Here is a 16,997-nt window from a genome sequence, read left to right as displayed (position 1 = left end):
CCTCTTACCAGGTCACGGGGAGTTCCAGCATCCCCTGGATCGTGTCGCCGGGTTTGAAGGGGATCTCCTCCGGCGGTGCGGCGAGCCGCAGGTCCGGGAGCCGCTCCCACAGGGTGCGCAGGGCGATCTCCAGCTCGGTGCGGGCCAGGTTCTGGCCCAGGCACTGGTGGATGCCGAAGCCGAAGGCCACGTGGTGGCGGGCCGGGCGGTGCCAGTCGAGGGTGTCGGGGTCGTCGTACACGGACTCGTCGCGGTTGATGACCGAGGTGGCGAAGAGCACGCCGTCGCCCTTGCGGATGGCCGCGCCGTCCAGCTCGATGTCCTCCAGGGCGACGCGCAGCAGCCCGTCGGCGATGGACAGCATCCGCATCAGTTCCTCGACGGCGGCGGGTACCAGCGCGGGGTCGGCCCGCAGCTCGGCGAGCCGCTCGGGCTGCTGGAGCAGGGTGAAGGTGCCGAGCGAGATCATGTTGGCGGTGGTCTCGTGCCCGGCGACCAGCAGGATGAGGGCCAGTGAGACGACCTCGGCGCGGTCCAGGGCGCCCTCGCGCAGCCGCTCGTGGACAAGGTCGTCGAGGACCCCGTCGCCGGGCGCCCCGTCCCGGCTCTTGCGGTCGGCCAGGTCGCCCAGGTAGGCCTCCAGCTGGTCGCGCGCGTCCAGGGAGTCGGCCGGCTCCGGACCGCGCAGCAGCCGCCGGGACTGCGCCTCGAAGAACTCGTGGTCGGCGTAGGGCACACCGAGCAGGTCGCAGATGACCATGGACGGCACGGGCAGCGCGAAGGAACTCACCAGGTCGGCGGGCGGTCCCGCGGCGATCATCCTGTCGAGCAGATCGTCGACGATCCGCTGGATGGCCGGGCGCATCACGGTCGCCCGCTTGAGGGTGAAGTCCGGGATCAGCATGCGGCGCTGGGTCTGGTGCTCGGGGTCGTCGAGGCCGAGCAGGGCGACCTGGCGGCGTTCCCGGGCCGCCGCGAACCGGGCGTTCGGCATCGGGAAGTCCTCCCGCCGGCGGTCGCTGGAGAGCCGGGGGTCGGCGAGCAGTGCCCTGGCCGTGCCGTGGCCGGTGACCGCCCAGACGGTGCGGCCGTCGTAGAGGGTGACGCGGGACAGCTGGGTGCCGTCGCGCAGTGGGTCGTAGCCGGTGGGCGGGTGGTAGGGGCACGTGCGGTCCTGCGGCCAGGCAACGGGGTCGGCCCGGCCGCCGGGAGAGGTGGGTTCCGTCAGGTCCGTCAGTTCTTTCATGGAAGACCTCGCAGACGAGTGTCGTACGTCGTGCCGATCTTCATTAGATGCTCGGGGCACCTATGTGGCGACCTGAAGTTCGGCCAGATCGCCGCATCGGGTGATCTGGCCGAACCCCGTTCGGTCGGGGGACGATTCCGCGCCGAAATTCGCTTGCCGGTGCGGCGACGCGGACCCCAGGATCTGCGCATGAACTCTCCTGACGCCATCGTGCCGCTGACCACCGCGACCCTCCGTCGGGTGCGGGTCCAGCAGCAGCCGGGGCGTCCCCGGAGGCCCGAGCCCGCACGCGCGTGACGGCCGCGCTCGTCGCCGGCCTGCTCGCCGGGTACGGGATCGCCGTCCCGGTCGGTGCGGTCGGCACGTATCTAGTGTCCCTCACGGCTCGCACGTCACTGCGGACCGGCGCCTGCGCCGCGCTCGGTGTGGCCAGCGCCGACGGCCTGTACGCCCTGCTGGCGGCGGTCGGCGGTGCCGCGCTCGCGGCGGCGCTGGTACCGGTCCTCGGACCGCTTCGGCTGGCGTCGGCGCTGGTGCTGGTGGGGCTCGCCGTGCGCGGTGCGGCGGTCGCGCTGCGCCAGTACCGGGAGCGGCGGCTCGCGACCCGGGCCGCGCGGCCGGTACCCGGCCCCGGACGGGCGTATCTCGGCCTCCTCGGGATCACGCTGCTCAACCCCACGACGGTGATCTACTTCGCCGCCCTGGTGGTCGGCACGCGTTCCGCCGAGGCGGTACGGCCGCTGGAGCAGGGGGTCTTCGTCCTCGCGGCCTTCGCCGCGTCCGCGAGCTGGCAGCTCCTGCTGGCCGGCGGCGGAGCGCTCCTCGGCCGCGGCCTGACCGGCCACCGGGGGCGCCTGGTCACGGCGCTGCTGTCGAGCTGCGTGATGCTGGGGCTGGCGGCCCGGATGGTGCTGTCACCGGGCTGACGTCCGGCGACCTCGACGGGGGGCGAGATCCCGTCACGGGAGCGGTGTCGTACGGATGATCCGGGGCACTTCGCGTGTTGAATCATGACGTCAGTCTTGGAACCGACGAGGGGACGGACCTCATGCCTCTTGAGGGCGAGTACGAGCCCAGCCCGGCCGCCTGGGTGCGCGAGCAGGTCGAGTTGTACGAGAGCTCGGGCGGGAAGGAGGGCACGACCCTGATGGACACCGGGATGCCCGTCATCCTGCTCACCACCCTGGGGGTGAAGAGCGGGAAGATCCGCAAGACGCCGCTGATGCGGGTGGAGCACGGCGGGAAGTACGCCATCGTCGCCTCCCAGGGCGGCGCGCCCAAGCACCCGGTCTGGTACTTCAACGTCAAGTCCCACCCGCTCGTCGAGCTCCAGGACGGGGCGGTCAAGCAGGACATGACCGCTCGGGAGGTCACCGGCGCGGAGAAGGCCGAGTGGTGGGACCGGGCGGTCGCGGCGTACCCGCCGTACGCCGACTACCAGGAGAAGACCAGCCGGGAGATCCCGGTGTTCGTGCTGGAAGCGAAGTAGCCGAACCGCAGTAGCCGTAACCGGAGCAGTAGCAACCGCAGTAGCCGGAACCGGAGCGGTCGCAACCGCTGCGGCCGGAACCGCAGCACGGGGAATTGGCGGTTCCGGGAATTCATTCCGGCCGGGAACCGGCGGAATTTAGAAAAATCTGTTTCGGGGAGGCATGAACCGGCTTCGGGCCGGGCAGCCGAATATCAGGCCCCGCCGCGTTCCCCCGTCGCGGCGGGGCTTTCATGTGCCTCCTGCGCGGAGCGGTCGGTCACGTCCAGGAAGACCTGGTCGGTCTCGTGGAACGTCTCGTTGAGCGCGCTCTTGATGCGCACCAGGACCTCCTCCACCTCCTCGCTGTCGAGACCGGGCACCAGGTCGACCCGGGCCGCGACCAGGGTCGATTCGAGCCCCATCTGCATCGTGAAGAGCGCCTCCACGCTGTCGATCTCGGACTCCGCCTCCAACTGCTCCCGGATCCTGCCGCTGAGCTCCGGATCCGCGGCCTCCCCGATCAACTGGTCGCGGGCGTCGGCGCCCAGCCGGTACGCGACGAACACCAGCAGGGCGCCGATCGCCTGGGAGGCCGAGGCCTCCCAGGCCACCTGGCCGGTGACCATGTGCAGCACCATGCCGACGATCGCGAGGCAGACGCCGAGCACGGCGGTGCCGTCCTCGGCGACCACCGTGCGCAACGCCGGATCCCGCAGCCCGCGCGCCTCCCTGCGGGCCTGGTACAGGGCCCGGAGCAGGGACGCGCCCTCGGCGAGCAGGGCGACGCCCAGCACGATCAGGCCGGCCACATAGCCGCCGGGCTTCTCGTCCGCGCCGTCGCGCAGTGCCTCGATCCCCTGGAAGAAGGAGAAGCAGCCGCCCATGACGAAGATCCCGACGGCCGCGAGCAGGGCCCAGAAGAAGCGCTCCTTGCCGTAGCCGAAGGGGTGCCGGGCGTCGGGCGGGCGGCGGCTGCGGCGCAGGGCGGCCAGCAGGAACACCTCGTTCAGGCTGTCGGCGACGGAGTGCGCGGCCTCGGACAGCAGGGCGGGCGAGCCGGCGACGACTCCGCCGACGGCCTTGGCGACCGCGATCACCAGGTTGGCGGCGAGCGCCACGAACACGGTGACGCGGGTCCGGCGGTCGGCATGCGGCTGCTCCGCACCCTGCTGCTCCGCACCCTGCTGGTCCGGAGCCTTCTGCTCCGGACCCTCCTGCTCCGGACCCTGCTGCTCCGGACTCTCCTGTTTCAGATGCCTGTGCTGCTTCTGCGACGGTGTCCTGCTCACGACCGCCGACTGCCCCGACGCACGCTGATCACTCCGTGCGAGAGGCGGAAATGGGGGAACGCATTCCCTCAGGGCTGCCGGTCGACCGTGGCACGGCCCCCGGGCGAGGAGGACGCATGAGCAGCGGCGACGGCAACAGCGCGCTGGGACGCAAGGCATTCAAACGGTCCCCCAGTCACTTCGCGGACCGGATCACCGCGGACGGACGGGACGGCTGGCCGGTGGCGGCCGGACGCTACCGGCTGGTGGTCAGCCGTGCCTGCCCGTGGGCGAGCCGGGCGGTGATCTCCCGGCGGCTGCTCGGCCTGGAGGACGCCCTGTCGCTCGCCGTGACCGACCCGATCCAGGACGACCGCAGCTGGCGCTTCACCCTCGACCCCGGCGGCCGTGACCCGGTACTCGGCATCCGGTACCTCAGCGAGGCGTACGACCGCCGGGAGACCGGCTACCCCGGCGGGGTGAGCGTGCCCGCGGTCGTGGACGTGCCGAGCGGCAGGCTGGTCACCAACGACTACCAGCAACTGACCCTGGACCTGGCCACCGAGTGGACGGCACTGCACAGGGACGGGGCGCCGGACCTGTACCCGGCACGGCACCGGGACGAGATCGACGCGGTGACGGCGGAGGTGTACGAGGACGTCAACAACGGGGTCTACCGGGCCGGGTTCGCGCACGAGCAGGAGACGTACGAGGAGGCGTGCGCCGGGGTGTTCCGGCGGCTGGAGCTGCTCGCCGGGCGGCTGGCCGGGCGGCGCTACCTGGTCGGGGACACGATCACGGAGGCCGACATCCGGCTGTTCACCACGCTGGTGCGGTTCGACGCCGTCTACCACGGCCACTTCAAGTGCAACCGCTACAAGCTCGCGGAGAGCCCGGTGCTGTGGGCGTACGCCAGGGACCTCTACCAGACGCCGGGATTCGGTGACACCGTCGACTTCGACCACATCAAGCGGCACTACTACCAGGTCCACACCGGGATCAACCCGACCCGTGTCGTGCCCCTCGGTCCGGATCCCGCCGGATGGCTGACGCCCCATCACCGGGCGGAGCTCGGCGGCCGGCCCTTCGGGGACGGCACGCCGCCCGGCCCGGTGCGGGCGGCCGAGGAGGTCGCGGTCGCCGGGCGGCCCTGAGAAGGCGGAGGCAGGCATGGCCAGGAGCAGGAAGAAGCTGAAACTCCCCCTCGTCTACGCGCCTCTCGGTTTCCTGCTGAGCTGGGCCGGCGGGGCGCTGGGCGCGCTGGCCTTCCGCCGCACCTGGAAGGCGCTGCGTGGCGAGGACGACGCGCCGGACGCCCTGGACCGCGACCGCGGCTGGGGCGAGGTGCTCCTGGCCGCCGCGGTCCAGGGCGCGGTCTTCGCGGTGGTGCGCAGCGCGGTGGACCGTACCGGCGCGACGGCCATAGAGCGCTCCACCGGGGTGTGGCCGACGGCCGGCAGGGGCGGCCGGGACTGAGCGGTCTCAGCCCTGCTTGGGCGCCGGTGTCGGCACCAGGCGCAGGGTGAAGGAGTGTCCGGCCGGGTCGGCGTACCCGCGTTCCTCGTACGGCCCGGCCGCGTCCTTCGTCTCGATCGGCCGTCCACCCAGGCCGATCACCCGGCGCTCGGCCTCGTCGAGGTCCTCGACCACGAAGTCGAGATGAGCCTGGAGCGAGTTCTCGGGCCGCGGCCAGCTGGGCGGGGTTGCGTTCACGTCGCGCCGGAAGGCGATCCGGAAGCCGCCGGTGGCCCGGACCTCGAACAGGTTGGCCGAGACCTCGCCGTCCTCGCCGTCCAGGAACTCCCGGTAGAACTGGGCGGTCTTCTCGGGCTCTGCGCAGTCCAGCACCACGACGGCCGCGGTCACCAGTGCCATGTTTCCTCCCTCGGCAGGTTCTCCCGGCACGTCTGTCCCCGATCGGCGGATTCAGTCGCCCACCGGCCGCTGCCCGACGCCCAGTTGTGCGAGCCGGGCCTCGGCCGCGGTCAGCAGCAGATCGAGGGCGGCCGGGTAGGAGCTGCCCCGCATCGAGGCCACGAGATGGCGGGCGGTGGCCGCGATGTTCGGGTGGCTGGTGGCGGGCAGCCGGGCGTAGGTCGCCCGCCACACGTCCGCCTCGGCCTCCCGGGCAGGCTCCGGCAGGGCGGTGTTGGCGGAGTCGAGGGCGCCGTACGCGAGGGCCTGGTCGACGAAGGCGTGGTAGACGCGGACCGCCTCGGCGTCCGGGAAACCGGCGTCGCGGAGTATCCCGAGGATGGTCTCGACGGCCTGGATCTCGTACGTCCGTCCGGTCACCCGGTGGGCGCTGAGCACCGCCGCCCGCGGCTGGGCGAGGGCACCGGCGTGCATCCGCAGGCCGAGGTCGCGCAGGTCGGTGCGCCAGTCGCCGGTGGGCCGCCAGACGCGCAGGGTACGGCCGATCAGTTCGTCGGCGACGGCGAGCATCAGGTCGTCGGTGTGCCGGAAGTAGCGGTAGAGGGAGCTGGGATCGGCACCCAGGGCGCGGCCGAGGCGGCGCACCGACAGGGCGTCCGCGCCGTGCTCCTCGATCAGCCGCATCGCGGTCTCGACGATCAGCTCCTCGGAGAGCACCACGCCCTGTTTGGTGGGCCGCCTGCGCTGCCGGGCGGCGGCCGGGACGACACGTTCGCTCAACGGACCTCCTCATGACGTGCGGGCACCTTATGACAACACCGTTGACCTGTGAAGGGCACCGGCAGTTTCATGTCCCGTCACCGGGGCCGACCAGTCCGGCCCCCTGGTGCGAGCGGAGTGTGCCGGCCATGACCGACCAGCCCTACACAGCGGACCCCCCTGAATTGCGCAGATCCCTCGGCGTCCTCGACGGCGTCGCGGTGGCCGCGTCCAGTACGGCGGCCACCACCAGCATCGGCATCGGTCTGGGGGTGACGGCCGGGGTGGTCGGGCTGCATCTGCCGGCCATCATGCTGCTGGCGTTCGTGCCGGTCCTCGGCATCGCGGGCGCCTACTCCCGGCTGAACCGGGTGGAGCCCAACGCGGGCAACGGCTACGTGTGGGTGGGCCGTTCGCTCAATCCGTGGCTCGGCTTCCTGGTCGGCTGGGTGAACATCGTGGCGACGGTGGCCTTCCTGGCGTACACCACGGCGGTCACCGGATCGGCGTTGCTGCAGCTGGCGGGCGAGGCCGGGGTGCACCGGATCGGCTCGCTCGCCCTCGACCCCGGCTCGACGGCGCAGACCACGGCCCTCGGGATCGTGGTCCTGGTCGCGGTCACCCTCACCGCCGTGACCGGCATCCGTACCGCCGCGCGCCTGCAGACCGGGCTGCTGGTCTTCGAGTACGCGGTCCTGCTCGGGTTCTGCGGCTACGGCATCGTCGAGGGACCGCACCCCTTCAGCCTGAGCTGGTTCGACCCGTTCGCGATCCCGTCGGCCACCGCGCTCGCCCAGGGCCTGCTGCTCTCGGTGTTCTGCTACTGGGGTTTCGAGGCCGCGTTCAGCGTCAACGAGGAGGTCCGCGACCCGCGGGACGCCTCCCGGGCCGGGCTGATCACCCTGGTGACCATGCTGGGCCTGTTCCTGCTCGGCTCGGTGGCCTTCCAGCGGGTGCTCTCGGAGCAGGAACTGGCCGGGCACGGGGCCGAGGGGCTGGCGTTCTTCGGCGACCGGCTGGCCGCGCAGCCGTGGGCCGCACTGCCGCTGGTGGCCCTGATGTTCTCGGCGGTGGCCTCGCTCCAGGCAGGGGTGATCCCGACGGCCCGCGGCATGTTCGCGATGAGCCGGGACCGTACCCTCGGGCCGGTGTGGTCCAGGGTCAGCGCCCGGTACGGCACCCCGGCGGCCGGCACGCTGCTGATCGGCGCGCTGGCCACGGCGGTCGCCGGGCTCGCCCTGGTGATCCCGCGGCTCGCCGACATGATCATGGCAACGGTGAACGCGGTCGGCATCGTCGTCGCCCTGTCGTACGCGCTCACCGCGCTCGCCGCCGCCGCGCGCTTCCGCTCGCTGCTGCGCGAGGACTGGCGGCAGGGGGTACGGGCCGTGGTGCTCCCGGCGCTGAGCGCCCTCGCCCTGCTGGGTCTCGGCGGCTACCTCGGCTGGTCCTTCTACACCTCCGCCGACCACTTCGAGGTCAGTGCGGACAACGGATGGTTCCTGCTGGCCACCCCGCTGGCGATGATCGGGTCCGGGTTCGTCGCGGCAGGGTGGGCGAAGTACGTGCGCCGCTCGCCGTACTTCCGCACCGGCCGGGGCACCGACGCCGACGCGCCCCAGCTGCTCACGACCCCCAACTGAGGAACAGGAAACATGCACGCAGATCTGCTCTTCACCGGTGGCCGCGTCCTCACCTACGAGGACCCCGCGGCCACCGCCGTCGCCGTCACCGGTGAGCGCATCACCGCCGTCGGCTCCGCGGGGGAGCTGCGGGAGCTCGCCGGGCCGCGCACCGAGGTGGTCGACCTCGCCGGGCGGCTGCTGCTGCCCGGGTTCCAGGACGCGCACGTCCATCCGGTCCCGGCGGGCCTCGAACTGACCCAGTGCGACCTGTCCGGGCTGCGGACCGCGGCGGAGACCGTGGCCGCCGTGGGCGCCTACGCCGACGCGCATCCGGAGCGGGCGTGGATCCTGGGCGGCGGCTGGTCCATGGAGGCGTTCGAGGGCGGTACGCCGACGAAGGAGCTGCTGGACGCCGTCGTACCGGACCGGCCGGTGTACCTGCCCAACCGGGACCATCACGGGGCGTGGGTCAACAGCCGGGCGCTGGAGCTGGCCGGGATCGGCCGCGACACGCCCGACCCGGCGGACGGGCGGATCGAGCGGGACGCCTCCGGCGCGCCGGGCGGCACGCTCCAGGAGGGCGCGATGCAGCTGGTCGGCCGGCTCGCCCCGCCGGCCGGCCCGCCCGACCGGCTGGCGGCGCTGCTGCACGCGCAGCGCCATCTGCACGCGCTGGGCATCACGGCCTGGCAGGACGCGCTGATCGGGGACTTCCTCGGCATGGACGACCCGGCGTCGGCGTATCTGGCGGCGGCCCGGGACGGTTCGCTGACCGCGCGGGTGGTCGGGGCGCTGTGGTGGGACCGGGAGCGCGGGGCCGAGCAGATTCCCGAACTCGTCGAGAGGCGGGCCGCGTTGAGCCACGGCAGGTTCCGGGCGGGCACGGTGAAGCTGATGCTGGACGGGGTCGCCGAGAACGGCACGGCGGCGCTGCTCGACCCCTACCTGGACAAGTGCGGCTGCGCGACGCGCAACCGGGGCAAGAGCTTCATCGACCCGAAGCAACTGCCCGAGTACGTCACCGAGTTGGACGCGCTCGGCTTCCAGTGCCACTTCCACGCGCTCGGCGACCGGGCCGTACGGGACGCGCTGGACGCGGTCGAGGCGGCACGGGCCGCCAACGGGATGAGCGACACGCGGCCCCACCTGGCGCATCTCCAGGTCGTGCACCCCGCCGACGTACCGCGTTTCGCCCGGCTCGGCGCCACCGCCAACATCCAGGCGCTGTGGGCCGCGCACGAGCCGCAGATGGACGAGCTGACGATCCCCTTCCTCGGCTCGGAACGGGCCGGACGGCAGTACCCGTTCGGGTCGCTGCTGCGCTCCGGGGCGCGGCTCGCCGGCGGCAGCGACTGGCCGGTGAGCAGCCCCGACCCGCTCCAGGGCATCCATGTCGCGGTGAACCGGGTCGAACCGGGCGGCGACGCGCCGGTGTTCCTGCCGGCGGAACGGCTGGAACTCGCGGCGGCGATCAGGGCGTACACGGCCGGTTCGGCGTACGTGAACCACCTCGACGACACCGGGCGGGTGGCCGTCGGCATGCTCGCGGATCTGGTGGTCCTGGACCGCGACCCGTTCGCCGGGCCCCCGGAGCGCATCGCGGACACACGCGTCGCGCACACATACGTCGGGGGCGCGCGAGTGTACTCGGCTCAGGAGGTATGAGCAGTAACACACGTCACGGCCAGGTCACGCGTAGATCATTTACGCTCTGGGCAGCCTCGTAGCGCTTCACGGCTCAACTTTCGAGCCACGAAGGCCAGTTCGAGTGCACGGGTGGCTGACAGGCCACCCGTTCGCAGGGACGGGGGGACTCTGCGCACTGTCGCCCGAAAGGAAACACATGCCTCAGGACGTCACCTCCGACCTGCCCTTCGAGTCCCCCGTCGGTGAGCATCCGGAGTCCGCGCGCCCGTCATCGGCGCCGGCTCCGGGACATGGACCTGGTGCGCAGCCTCATCAGCACGGCTGAGGCGGCGCACCAGGTCCTCGTCGTGTAGCAGGAGCGCTGCGGGGAGGCCGGGCCGTTCACGGCAGACCGGCGGCCCCGAGGACGCATCCGCCGCGGACCAGCGCCCCGCCGGGCGACCCGCACCGCTTCCCCGGCCCGCCACCTCGGCCTGCGCGCCCCTCCCGGTCGTCCGCGCCAGGAGCCGGAACCGGTCGTGCGCGTCCGGCCGCCCGGCGAGGCCGTCACGGAGGGGGCCGCCCCTTCCCCGGACACGGCTGCCGGCGACCGCAGCCGACCGAGTCCATTGTCATGACCACAACTTGAAGGAGATCGCTGTGAATTCCCGAGGCGCAGGTGCTGTTCCGAAGGCGTCCGCCGACAGCCTGCTCCCGGCGCAGCCGAGCGCCCAGTTGCAGCCCACGGAGGCGGGGAACGCCCTGGCCGGCCTCTTCGTGAAACGCGTGAACGGGAGCACGGACCAGTACCGGACCTTCCAGAACGCCGCGCGGCAGCGACTGGACGCGCTCGGATCCCGGCATTCCGGCACCACGCTGCATCTGGCGGGAGCCCTCCATCAGGCGCCGCGCGAGTTCCTCCCGCCCGACGAGGAGGGCCGTGCCAGGCTGAGGCACCTCGACACCAGCCTGCGCATGATCGAGGCGGCCTTCCCCGAGGTCGGCACCGACGCCGAGATCTGCCGGCTGACCTGCGCGATGCTGGAAGGAGCCTGGCGGAGCCGGGCCCTGGCCCCGCCGCGTGCGGAGGAGCAGGCCACCGCCTGCACCTGCCCGTTGTGCCGTCGGCTGCCCGCACCCCCCGCGCGCACGCTGGACGACTACCGCTGGCGGCAGAGCGCCGGCCGTCCCCTCGCCGTCAAGACCTGGCCGTACCGCCGGGAGCTCGACAGCGTCCTGACCGGTGGCTGGTCCTGGACCCGTCAGATGAACGACCTGGAACACGATCTCGGCCACCGCCACCGCTTCGAGGACGACATCCTCGTCTTCCACGAGTACAAGCGCGTGATCGAGACCATCGACACCACGCGCCTCACCCAGCACGTCGAAGACCGCCTGGCCGAGAGTTTCAGCACCAACAGCGCACGGGCCCTGGTCTCCGGACTCTTCGCAGCCCACAAGCGGTCCGTCGACGAGTACTGGCTCCGCCAGCACGACGCGGGCAGCGTCACGCTGCCCCAGACCAACCCGCTGGACCACAGCTCCTACTCGGCCCTGCAGATGCTGGACTGCCTGTTCTGGCACGTCGCACCCGACACCGAACTGTGGCAGGAGGAGAACCTCGCCTCCCTGCTGCTGTGCCGCGTCATCGACGACATGGCCGACGTCCGGGCCGACGCCCTCACCGGCGAGATCAGCAACTTCTGGCTCGCCGAGATGCCCGCCCACACCAAGGCCTTCTACGCCGCCTGCGCGATAGCCCTCGTCAAGTACGGCTGCACGCCCGAGGCGCATCGCCCGATGTGGAACACCTGGCTGCTGACCACCACCGTCGTCTGGATGGGGCTCACGGGACGGCACGCGCTGTGGTTCGACGGCATCACCGAGGGTCTCCCCCCGGCCGCCGGGTGCCCGCTGTGCGACCTCCAGCCCAACGCCTGCACCGGCATCCTCACCCGCGGCACGACCCTCACCATCGCCCCGCGGCCCACCGTCGCGGCGCTGAGCGCCCGGACCGCCGAGCTGTCCGCCCGCTGCCGGGCCCAGCACCCCGGCGCATGGCCCCTTTTCGACGCCGAGCTGCATGCCTTCGAGGCGGTGCACGGCCCTTGGCACGGCGACACCGACAACGCCTGGGAGATCCTGCGCCGCACCTACGTCGCCGCCGTGGAGGCATCCGGCGCCGAGCCGTCCCCGGACCGCGCTCGTCAGGTCCAGCAGGACGCCGGTGTGGTGGGATCCGAAAGGTTCCACGCCCTGCACGACCCGCTGACCGGGCGGGAGGACACCACGCTGCTCGCCTACATGTTCGGCTGCGCGCACCCGCATTTCCTCTGGAACGCCACGGGCTACCGTCCCACGGACGTCGCGGGCGACTGGCTCGACGGCTGACGCACGGACACGCCGTTGCCCGGTCGGACGACCCGACCGGGCAACGGCGTGTGCGGACCTACGCCGCGAACTCGACCGGCAGGCTGTCCAGCACGGACATCCAGGTGGACGCGGTCGAGGTGAGTTCCTCCGCGGGCACCGCCAGACGCAGGCCCGGCAGCCGGTGCAGCAGGACGTCCACCGCGATCTGGATGATGGACAGCCCGATGCTCTGCCCGGGGCACTCGTGCGGGCCGGCGCTGAAGGCCAGGTGCGACTCGTTGCCCTGCATCGAGACGTCCGGGTCGGGCCGGACCTCGGGGTCGAGGTTGCCCGGTGCGAGACCGAGGACGAGCAGGTCGCCCTCCTCGATGCGGTGCCCGCCCAGTTCCACGTCGCTGACGGCGAAGCGGCCCGGCAGGACGGACAGCGGCGGGGAGTTCCACATGACCTCCTCCACCAGCGCGGTGATGGTCACCTGCCCGCTGGTCAGGCCGGCGAGCCGCGAGGCGTCCGTGAGGACGAGCTGCAGCACCCGGGCCAGCAGATTGCTGGTCGTGCTGTGCCCGGCCATCAGCACCAGGCGCAGGTGGCTCACGACCTCGTCGTGGTCGAGGGCCGCGTGATGGTCCAGCAGGCCGGTGGTGAAGTCGGAGCCGGGCTCGGCCCGCTTGCGGTCGACGAGTTCGCCGAGGATCTCCCGGATGATGCCGTCGTGCAGGATCGCCTCCTCGCCGCCCCGGAACACCATGGCGTTGGACTCGACGAGCCGGCGGCCCTCCGCCTCGGTCAGGCCCAGGACGCGGGCGAGGATCAGCATCGGCAGGTAGCCGGCGTAGTCCGCCACCAGGTCGGCGCGGCCCGTGTCCGCGAACGCGTCGATCTGCTTGTTGGCGAAGTGCGTGGCATGGCGCCGGATACCGCGGCCCACGGCGGCCTGGAGCCCGTCGTTGACGGCACCGCGCAGCCGGCGGTGTGCCTCGCCGTCCTGGGAGACGCAGTCGGGGCGCCAGGCGACCATCGGAACCAGCGGATGGTTCTCCGCGACCCGGCCCTCCTGCCAGTCCCGCCAGATCCGCGCGTCCCGGGCGAACTGGCGGGGATTGTCGAGCACCCGCCGGCCGTCCCGGTAGCCCAGCACCAGCCAGGCGTTGATGTCGCCCTCCAGCAGCACCGGCGCGACGGAACCGTGCTCCTTGCGCAGCCGTTCGTAGATACCGGCCGGGTCGGTCGCCGCCTCCGGCCCGTACAGCCGGGTCAGTTCGGCCGAACCGTGCGCGACCGGGCAGCCGCGCGGGGCGTCGGAGCTGTCGGCGTTCTGGTCGTTCATCGGGACTCCAGTACGACGGCGGACCGTTCCTTCAAATGACGGATCAGGGCGATCAGTACGTCACGGCTGGAGGCCCGGTCGCGGGCGTCACAGGCCACGATGGGGGTGTGCGGGGAGATGTCGAGGGCGTCCCGGATCTCCTCGATGGGGTGTTCCTTGCAGTCCGGGAAGACGTTCAGGGCGATGACGAAGGGCACGTTCTGCCGCTCCATCTCCTCGATCGCCCGGAAGCTGGAGGCCAGCCGGCGCGTGTCCACCAGGACGATCGCCCCGAGCGCCCCCTTGAACAGGCCGTTCCACAGGAACCAGAACCGCTCCTGTCCGGGGGTGCCGAACAGGTACAGCATCAGGTTCTCGTTGATGCTGATCTTGCCGAAGTCGAGGCTGACCGTGGTCTCGGCCTTGTCCGCGACGCCGATGAGGTTGTCGACGCCGACGGTCGCCTGGGTGAGTGTCTCCTCGGTGGTGAGCGGCTTGATGTCGCTGACGGAGCGGACCATGGTGGTCTTCCCGGTGCCGAACCCCCCGGCGATCATCACCTTGACCGAGCGGGTCCCCCCGGCACCGGGGTCGCCGGAATGGTCAAAGCCTTTCAAGTCCACTGAGTACCTCCTGGAGGAGCGCGAGGTCAGGCCCGCGTCCGGCGTGGTGCGCCGGAATGGGATCACGGGCTTCAATACGGCCTGCGTCCAGCAGATCCGCCAACAGCACCGCGAGAATGTTGAAGGGCAATCCGAGATGGGCGGTGAGTTCGGCCACCGACAGCGGATCACGGCAGCGCCGGACTATCTCCTCGTACTCGTGCTGCATCCCCGGGACGGGAGCGGTGCGGGAGACGACGAGGGTGGCCACGTCGAGGCTCGACGCCGACCCGCCCGGTCCGCTGCGCCCCCCGGTGAGGACGTAATAGCGTTCGAGACCGGACGGATCCGACGGTCGGCGGGGAGCACTCATCCAGAGTGCTCCTCCAGGCGCGGAGAGGTGCCGAGCAGCTCGCCCATCCGCCTGGACAGGTCCCGCATCTGATGGCCGAGCAGCCCCTGGTCGAGTCCCTCGCGGGCGAGGACCCCGAGATACGTCTCCACACCGGCCCGTACGACGAAGAGGTGACCGCCGTCGACCTCGATCATCGCCAGCCGCAGCTGCCCCGCGTACTTGGGGAACTGCTCGGCGACCGGCTGGGCCAGGGCCTGCAGCCCGGCCACCACGGCCGCGAAGCGGTCCACGTCGTCGGGGTCCTCGGCGCCGAAGGAGGTGATGGCCTTGCCGTCGCTGGAGGCCACGAGGGCGAAACGGATCTCCGGGATGCTCTCCACCAGATCACGGAGCGCCCAGCTCACGTCGGTTCCCTGTTGCGTCATGTGGACTAGTCGCTCTCTTCAGTGCGGTGCTCGGCGGACTCGCGTCCGGCGGCGGCGTCATCGGCGCCGGCCGGGGTCGCGGGTGCCGCGTCGTCTACGTCTCCGGTCAACTCGGCCTCGCTGTCCGCCTCTTCGCCCGCAGCAGGCACGCGGCCCGCGGTGGCGAAGGCGGCCAGACCCGCGAAGGACTCCTCGGGCGGGACCGCGGGGAACGCGGTGCCCTCCGTGCGCTCCGTGCGGGCGGTGCGCTCCTCGGGCTGGTCCTCCTCGCGGCGCCGGCTGCGCCGCCGGGGCAGTCCGCCCGGGGTGGTGTCCAGGGCCTCGCCGGACTCCGGCTGAGCAACGGTTTCGACGGCGACCGGGCCGTGCGCCTGCACCGGGGACGCGGCGGCGGGGGCGGCCGTCACGGGGACCGGGGCGGCGGGGGCCGCGGGCAGCGGGCTGAAGAACTTGTGCGGGACCACGACGACCACCGAGGTGCCGAGCCAGGGCGAGTCCGCGAAGGTGACCCGGATGCCGTAGCGGCGGGCGAGGATGCCGACGACCCGCAGGCCGATGTTGGCGTCCTCGGAGATGCCTCCGATGCCGGGTCCGGCGTCGGTGCCGGCCAGGGAGTGCTCGGCCTCGCGCTTCTTCTCCTCGCTCAGGCCCTTGCCGGAGTCCTGGATCTCGATGCCGACGCCGTTGGGTACCTCCTTGCCGGAGACGACCACCGGCTCGGTGGGCGGCGAGTAGCGGGCCGCGTTGTCCAGCAGGTGGGCGAAGATCAGCGTGAGGTGGTCCACCAGACCGCCGTCGACGCCGAGTTCGGGCAGATGCCGGACCTCGACGCGGTGGAAGTCCTTGATCCGGCCGATGCCGCCGCGCACCACGCTGAGCAGACGCTGCGGCTCCTGCCACTGACGGCCGGGGCGGTCCGAGCCGCCCAGTACGCCGATGCTGCCGGCGAGCGAGTCGGCGGGGCCGAGCTCCTGGTCGAGCTCCATGAGACCGCGGGCCACGGCGGGCAGCCGGCCGTGCTCACCCTGCATCTCGTGCAACCGGCCGCGCAGCTTGCTGGTCAGGACGTGGATGCGGTTGCCGATGCTGATCACGGCCTGCTCGGCGGAGGTGGAGCGGTTGAACTCCTCCTCCACACCGATCAGCGACGTGCGCAGGATGCGGCGCAGGTCGGCCTGGACGTCCTTGTCCACCTTGGCGCACTGCTCGGTGGCGGGCAGCAGGTCGTCGATGGCGTCGCCCGCACGCAGCCGGTTCAGCGCGTCGGGCAGCTGCTCGTCGGCGAGCCGGGAGATCGCGGCCCGCTGGTGCGTGACCTGCTCCTGCCAGACCTCGGCCTGGTCGGTGAGCTGTGCCTCGGAGGCCCTCAGCTGGTCGGCGAGCCGCTCCTCGTACGCCCGCGCCTGTTCGGCCAGTTGGGCGTCGTAGTGGGCGGTCCGGTCGGCGAGCCGGCTCTCGAAGGCGGACACCTGCTCGGTGAGCTGGGCGTCGAACGCGGCCGACTGCTCGTCGAGCCGGCCCTCCAGGGTGGCGCGCTCGGCGGAGAACTTCCGCTCCAGACCCGAGACATGCTGCTGCCACTGCTGGGAGTGCTCGGCCTGCGAGCTGTGGAACGACCCTTCGGCGCTGCGCAGTTGGCGCTGCGAGCGGATCAACAGGCGCACGCACACCGAGCTCGCGACGGTGGCCGCGGCACCGGCGACGGCCGCGGTTATTCGCTCCGAACTCATGAACGTGGCGGCGACCGTCCCTCCCCCTAAGGCCAGCGGCATCAGCCACCAGCTGTACCAGGCGACAGGGGCCCGCGCCGCCGGCGGCGGAGTGGCGAGTTCCATCTGCATCCCTCGAAGCAACACGATCGAACAACAGCGAACAGGGGCGGTGTGCGAAGGCCGCACTCACACGTACACACGGCGGGACGGACCCACCTTGGGGTACGTCAACTCGCTGTGACGGAAGGGAGCTTATCGGGTTTGAACCCGAAAGGATCAACCTCGGTGAACAGAGGAAGTGAGGGTTCCGTCACGCTCCGCCAGGTGGCGGCAAATCAACAAATACCCATTCCT

16 protein-coding genes are annotated in these 16,997 nt (G+C 71.8%); 7 read left to right on the top strand and 9 right to left on the bottom strand.

Annotated elements, in window-relative coordinates; genetic code table 11:
• Window positions 1–4: 4 nt before the first annotated feature.
• The gene (locus ACIQVL_RS28345) at window positions 5–1,246 is read right to left on the bottom strand and encodes a cytochrome P450 (protein WP_403476709.1); all 1,242 of its coding nucleotides are present in this window, start codon (window positions 1,244–1,246) and stop codon (window positions 5–7) included.
• 293 nt (window positions 1,247–1,539) lie between these two features.
• Here ACIQVL_RS28345 and ACIQVL_RS28340 point away from each other — a divergent pair, with 293 nt between their 5' ends.
• Together ACIQVL_RS28340 and ACIQVL_RS28335 are read left to right on the top strand one after the other, a co-directional pair.
• Window positions 1,540–2,172, top strand: coding sequence for a LysE family transporter (locus ACIQVL_RS28340; RefSeq protein WP_403476708.1), 633 nt, complete (start codon window positions 1,540–1,542; stop codon window positions 2,170–2,172).
• A 122-nt stretch (window positions 2,173–2,294) separates the two neighbouring features.
• Window positions 2,295–2,735: a nitroreductase family deazaflavin-dependent oxidoreductase gene (locus ACIQVL_RS28335; RefSeq protein ID WP_403426163.1), complete on the top strand. Its 441-nt coding sequence runs from the start codon at window positions 2,295–2,297 to the stop codon at window positions 2,733–2,735.
• A gap of 194 nt (window positions 2,736–2,929) precedes the next feature.
• Here ACIQVL_RS28335 and ACIQVL_RS28330 read toward each other — a convergent pair whose 3' ends face one another.
• Window positions 2,930–3,841, bottom strand: coding sequence for a cation diffusion facilitator family transporter (locus ACIQVL_RS28330; RefSeq protein WP_403476830.1), 912 nt, complete (start codon window positions 3,839–3,841; stop codon window positions 2,930–2,932).
• 281 nt (window positions 3,842–4,122) lie between these two features.
• Between ACIQVL_RS28330 and ACIQVL_RS28325 the strand changes: the two genes are divergently transcribed.
• Both ACIQVL_RS28325 and ACIQVL_RS28320 read left to right on the top strand, forming a co-directional pair.
• Window positions 4,123–5,139, top strand: a complete 1,017-nt coding sequence (locus tag ACIQVL_RS28325; RefSeq protein ID WP_403426166.1) for a glutathione S-transferase family protein — start codon at window positions 4,123–4,125, stop codon at window positions 5,137–5,139.
• A gap of 16 nt (window positions 5,140–5,155) precedes the next feature.
• Window positions 5,156–5,461 carry a DUF4235 domain-containing protein gene (locus ACIQVL_RS28320; protein WP_403426168.1) on the top strand — a complete coding sequence of 102 codons (306 nt, stop codon included), beginning with the start codon at window positions 5,156–5,158 and terminating at the stop codon, window positions 5,459–5,461.
• 6 nt (window positions 5,462–5,467) lie between these two features.
• Here ACIQVL_RS28320 and ACIQVL_RS28315 read toward each other — a convergent pair whose 3' ends face one another.
• Both ACIQVL_RS28315 and ACIQVL_RS28310 read right to left on the bottom strand, forming a co-directional pair.
• Entirely contained in the window at window positions 5,468–5,860 is a 393-nt protein-coding gene (locus ACIQVL_RS28315) for a VOC family protein (RefSeq protein ID WP_403476707.1), read from the bottom strand.
• A 51-nt stretch (window positions 5,861–5,911) separates the two neighbouring features.
• Window positions 5,912–6,640: a helix-turn-helix domain-containing protein gene (locus ACIQVL_RS28310; RefSeq protein ID WP_403476706.1), complete on the bottom strand. Its 729-nt coding sequence runs from the start codon at window positions 6,638–6,640 to the stop codon at window positions 5,912–5,914.
• 128 nt (window positions 6,641–6,768) lie between these two features.
• On the opposite strand from ACIQVL_RS28310, the gene ACIQVL_RS28305 reads away from it, so the two are divergent.
• The 3 genes from ACIQVL_RS28305 to ACIQVL_RS28295 all read left to right on the top strand — a co-directional run bounded on the left by ACIQVL_RS28305 (window position 6,769) and on the right by ACIQVL_RS28295 (window position 12,261).
• Window positions 6,769–8,262 (top strand): APC family permease, encoded by a 1,494-nt coding sequence (locus ACIQVL_RS28305; protein WP_403476705.1) that lies wholly within the window; start codon window positions 6,769–6,771, stop codon window positions 8,260–8,262.
• Between the two features lie 12 nt (window positions 8,263–8,274).
• A complete protein-coding gene (locus tag ACIQVL_RS28300; protein ID WP_403476704.1) occupies window positions 8,275–9,909 on the top strand; it encodes an amidohydrolase in 1,635 nt (544 codons plus the stop codon).
• Between the two features lie 621 nt (window positions 9,910–10,530).
• On the top strand, window positions 10,531–12,261 hold the full coding sequence (locus ACIQVL_RS28295) for a hypothetical protein (protein WP_403426179.1): 1,731 nt from the start codon (window positions 10,531–10,533) through the stop codon (window positions 12,259–12,261).
• A 58-nt stretch (window positions 12,262–12,319) separates the two neighbouring features.
• On the opposite strand, the gene ACIQVL_RS28290 is transcribed toward ACIQVL_RS28295, so the two are convergent.
• From ACIQVL_RS28290 to ACIQVL_RS28270, 5 genes are read right to left on the bottom strand one after another with little or no spacing between them, the layout of a single operon-like run.
• On the bottom strand, window positions 12,320–13,570 hold the full coding sequence (locus ACIQVL_RS28290; RefSeq protein ID WP_403426181.1) for a cytochrome P450: 1,251 nt from the start codon (window positions 13,568–13,570) through the stop codon (window positions 12,320–12,322).
• Complete coding sequence (locus ACIQVL_RS28285; RefSeq protein ID WP_403426183.1) at window positions 13,567–14,172, bottom strand: GTP-binding protein; 606 nt, start codon at window positions 14,170–14,172, stop codon at window positions 13,567–13,569. The genes ACIQVL_RS28290 and ACIQVL_RS28285 overlap by 4 nt, the downstream gene beginning before the upstream one ends.
• Window positions 14,153–14,524, bottom strand: a complete 372-nt coding sequence (locus ACIQVL_RS28280; RefSeq protein ID WP_089103419.1) for a DUF742 domain-containing protein — start codon at window positions 14,522–14,524, stop codon at window positions 14,153–14,155. Before ACIQVL_RS28280 ends, ACIQVL_RS28285 begins: the two co-directional genes overlap by 20 nt.
• A complete protein-coding gene (locus tag ACIQVL_RS28275) occupies window positions 14,521–14,931 on the bottom strand; it encodes a roadblock/LC7 domain-containing protein (protein WP_046733906.1) in 411 nt (136 codons plus the stop codon). The genes ACIQVL_RS28280 and ACIQVL_RS28275 overlap by 4 nt, the downstream gene beginning before the upstream one ends.
• A 5-nt stretch (window positions 14,932–14,936) precedes the next feature.
• Window positions 14,937–16,766: an ATP-binding protein gene (locus tag ACIQVL_RS28270; RefSeq protein WP_403426187.1), complete on the bottom strand. Its 1,830-nt coding sequence runs from the start codon at window positions 16,764–16,766 to the stop codon at window positions 14,937–14,939.
• Between the last annotated feature and the right edge of the window lie 231 nt (window positions 16,767–16,997).

The sequence above is a fragment of the Streptomyces sp. NPDC090499 genome, assembly GCF_044769305.1.
GTDB lineage: Bacteria > Actinomycetota > Actinomycetes > Streptomycetales > Streptomycetaceae > Streptomyces.
This window is presented reverse-complemented; position numbering and strand designations above follow the sequence as displayed.

Bases quoted from the DNA above. Each gene is read 5' to 3' on its own strand.
- ACIQVL_RS28345 (WP_403476709.1), bottom strand. From the start codon at position 1,246: ATGAAAGAACTGACGGACCTGACGGAACCCACCTCTCCCGGCGGCCGG.
- ACIQVL_RS28335 (WP_403426163.1), top strand. From the start codon at position 2,295: ATGCCTCTTGAGGGCGAGTACGAGCCCAGCCCGGCCGCCTGGGTGCGC.
- ACIQVL_RS28325 (WP_403426166.1), top strand. From the start codon at position 4,123: ATGAGCAGCGGCGACGGCAACAGCGCGCTGGGACGCAAGGCATTCAAA.
- ACIQVL_RS28320 (WP_403426168.1), top strand. From the start codon at position 5,156: ATGGCCAGGAGCAGGAAGAAGCTGAAACTCCCCCTCGTCTACGCGCCT.
- ACIQVL_RS28315 (WP_403476707.1), bottom strand. From the start codon at position 5,860: ATGGCACTGGTGACCGCGGCCGTCGTGGTGCTGGACTGCGCAGAGCCC.
- ACIQVL_RS28305 (WP_403476705.1), top strand. From the start codon at position 6,769: ATGACCGACCAGCCCTACACAGCGGACCCCCCTGAATTGCGCAGATCC.
- ACIQVL_RS28300 (WP_403476704.1), top strand. From the start codon at position 8,275: ATGCACGCAGATCTGCTCTTCACCGGTGGCCGCGTCCTCACCTACGAG.
- ACIQVL_RS28290 (WP_403426181.1), bottom strand. From the start codon at position 13,570: ATGAACGACCAGAACGCCGACAGCTCCGACGCCCCGCGCGGCTGCCCG.
- ACIQVL_RS28280 (WP_089103419.1), bottom strand. From the start codon at position 14,524: ATGAGTGCTCCCCGCCGACCGTCGGATCCGTCCGGTCTCGAACGCTAT.
- ACIQVL_RS28275 (WP_046733906.1), bottom strand. From the start codon at position 14,931: ATGACGCAACAGGGAACCGACGTGAGCTGGGCGCTCCGTGATCTGGTG.
- ACIQVL_RS28270 (WP_403426187.1), bottom strand. From the start codon at position 16,766: ATGGAACTCGCCACTCCGCCGCCGGCGGCGCGGGCCCCTGTCGCCTGG.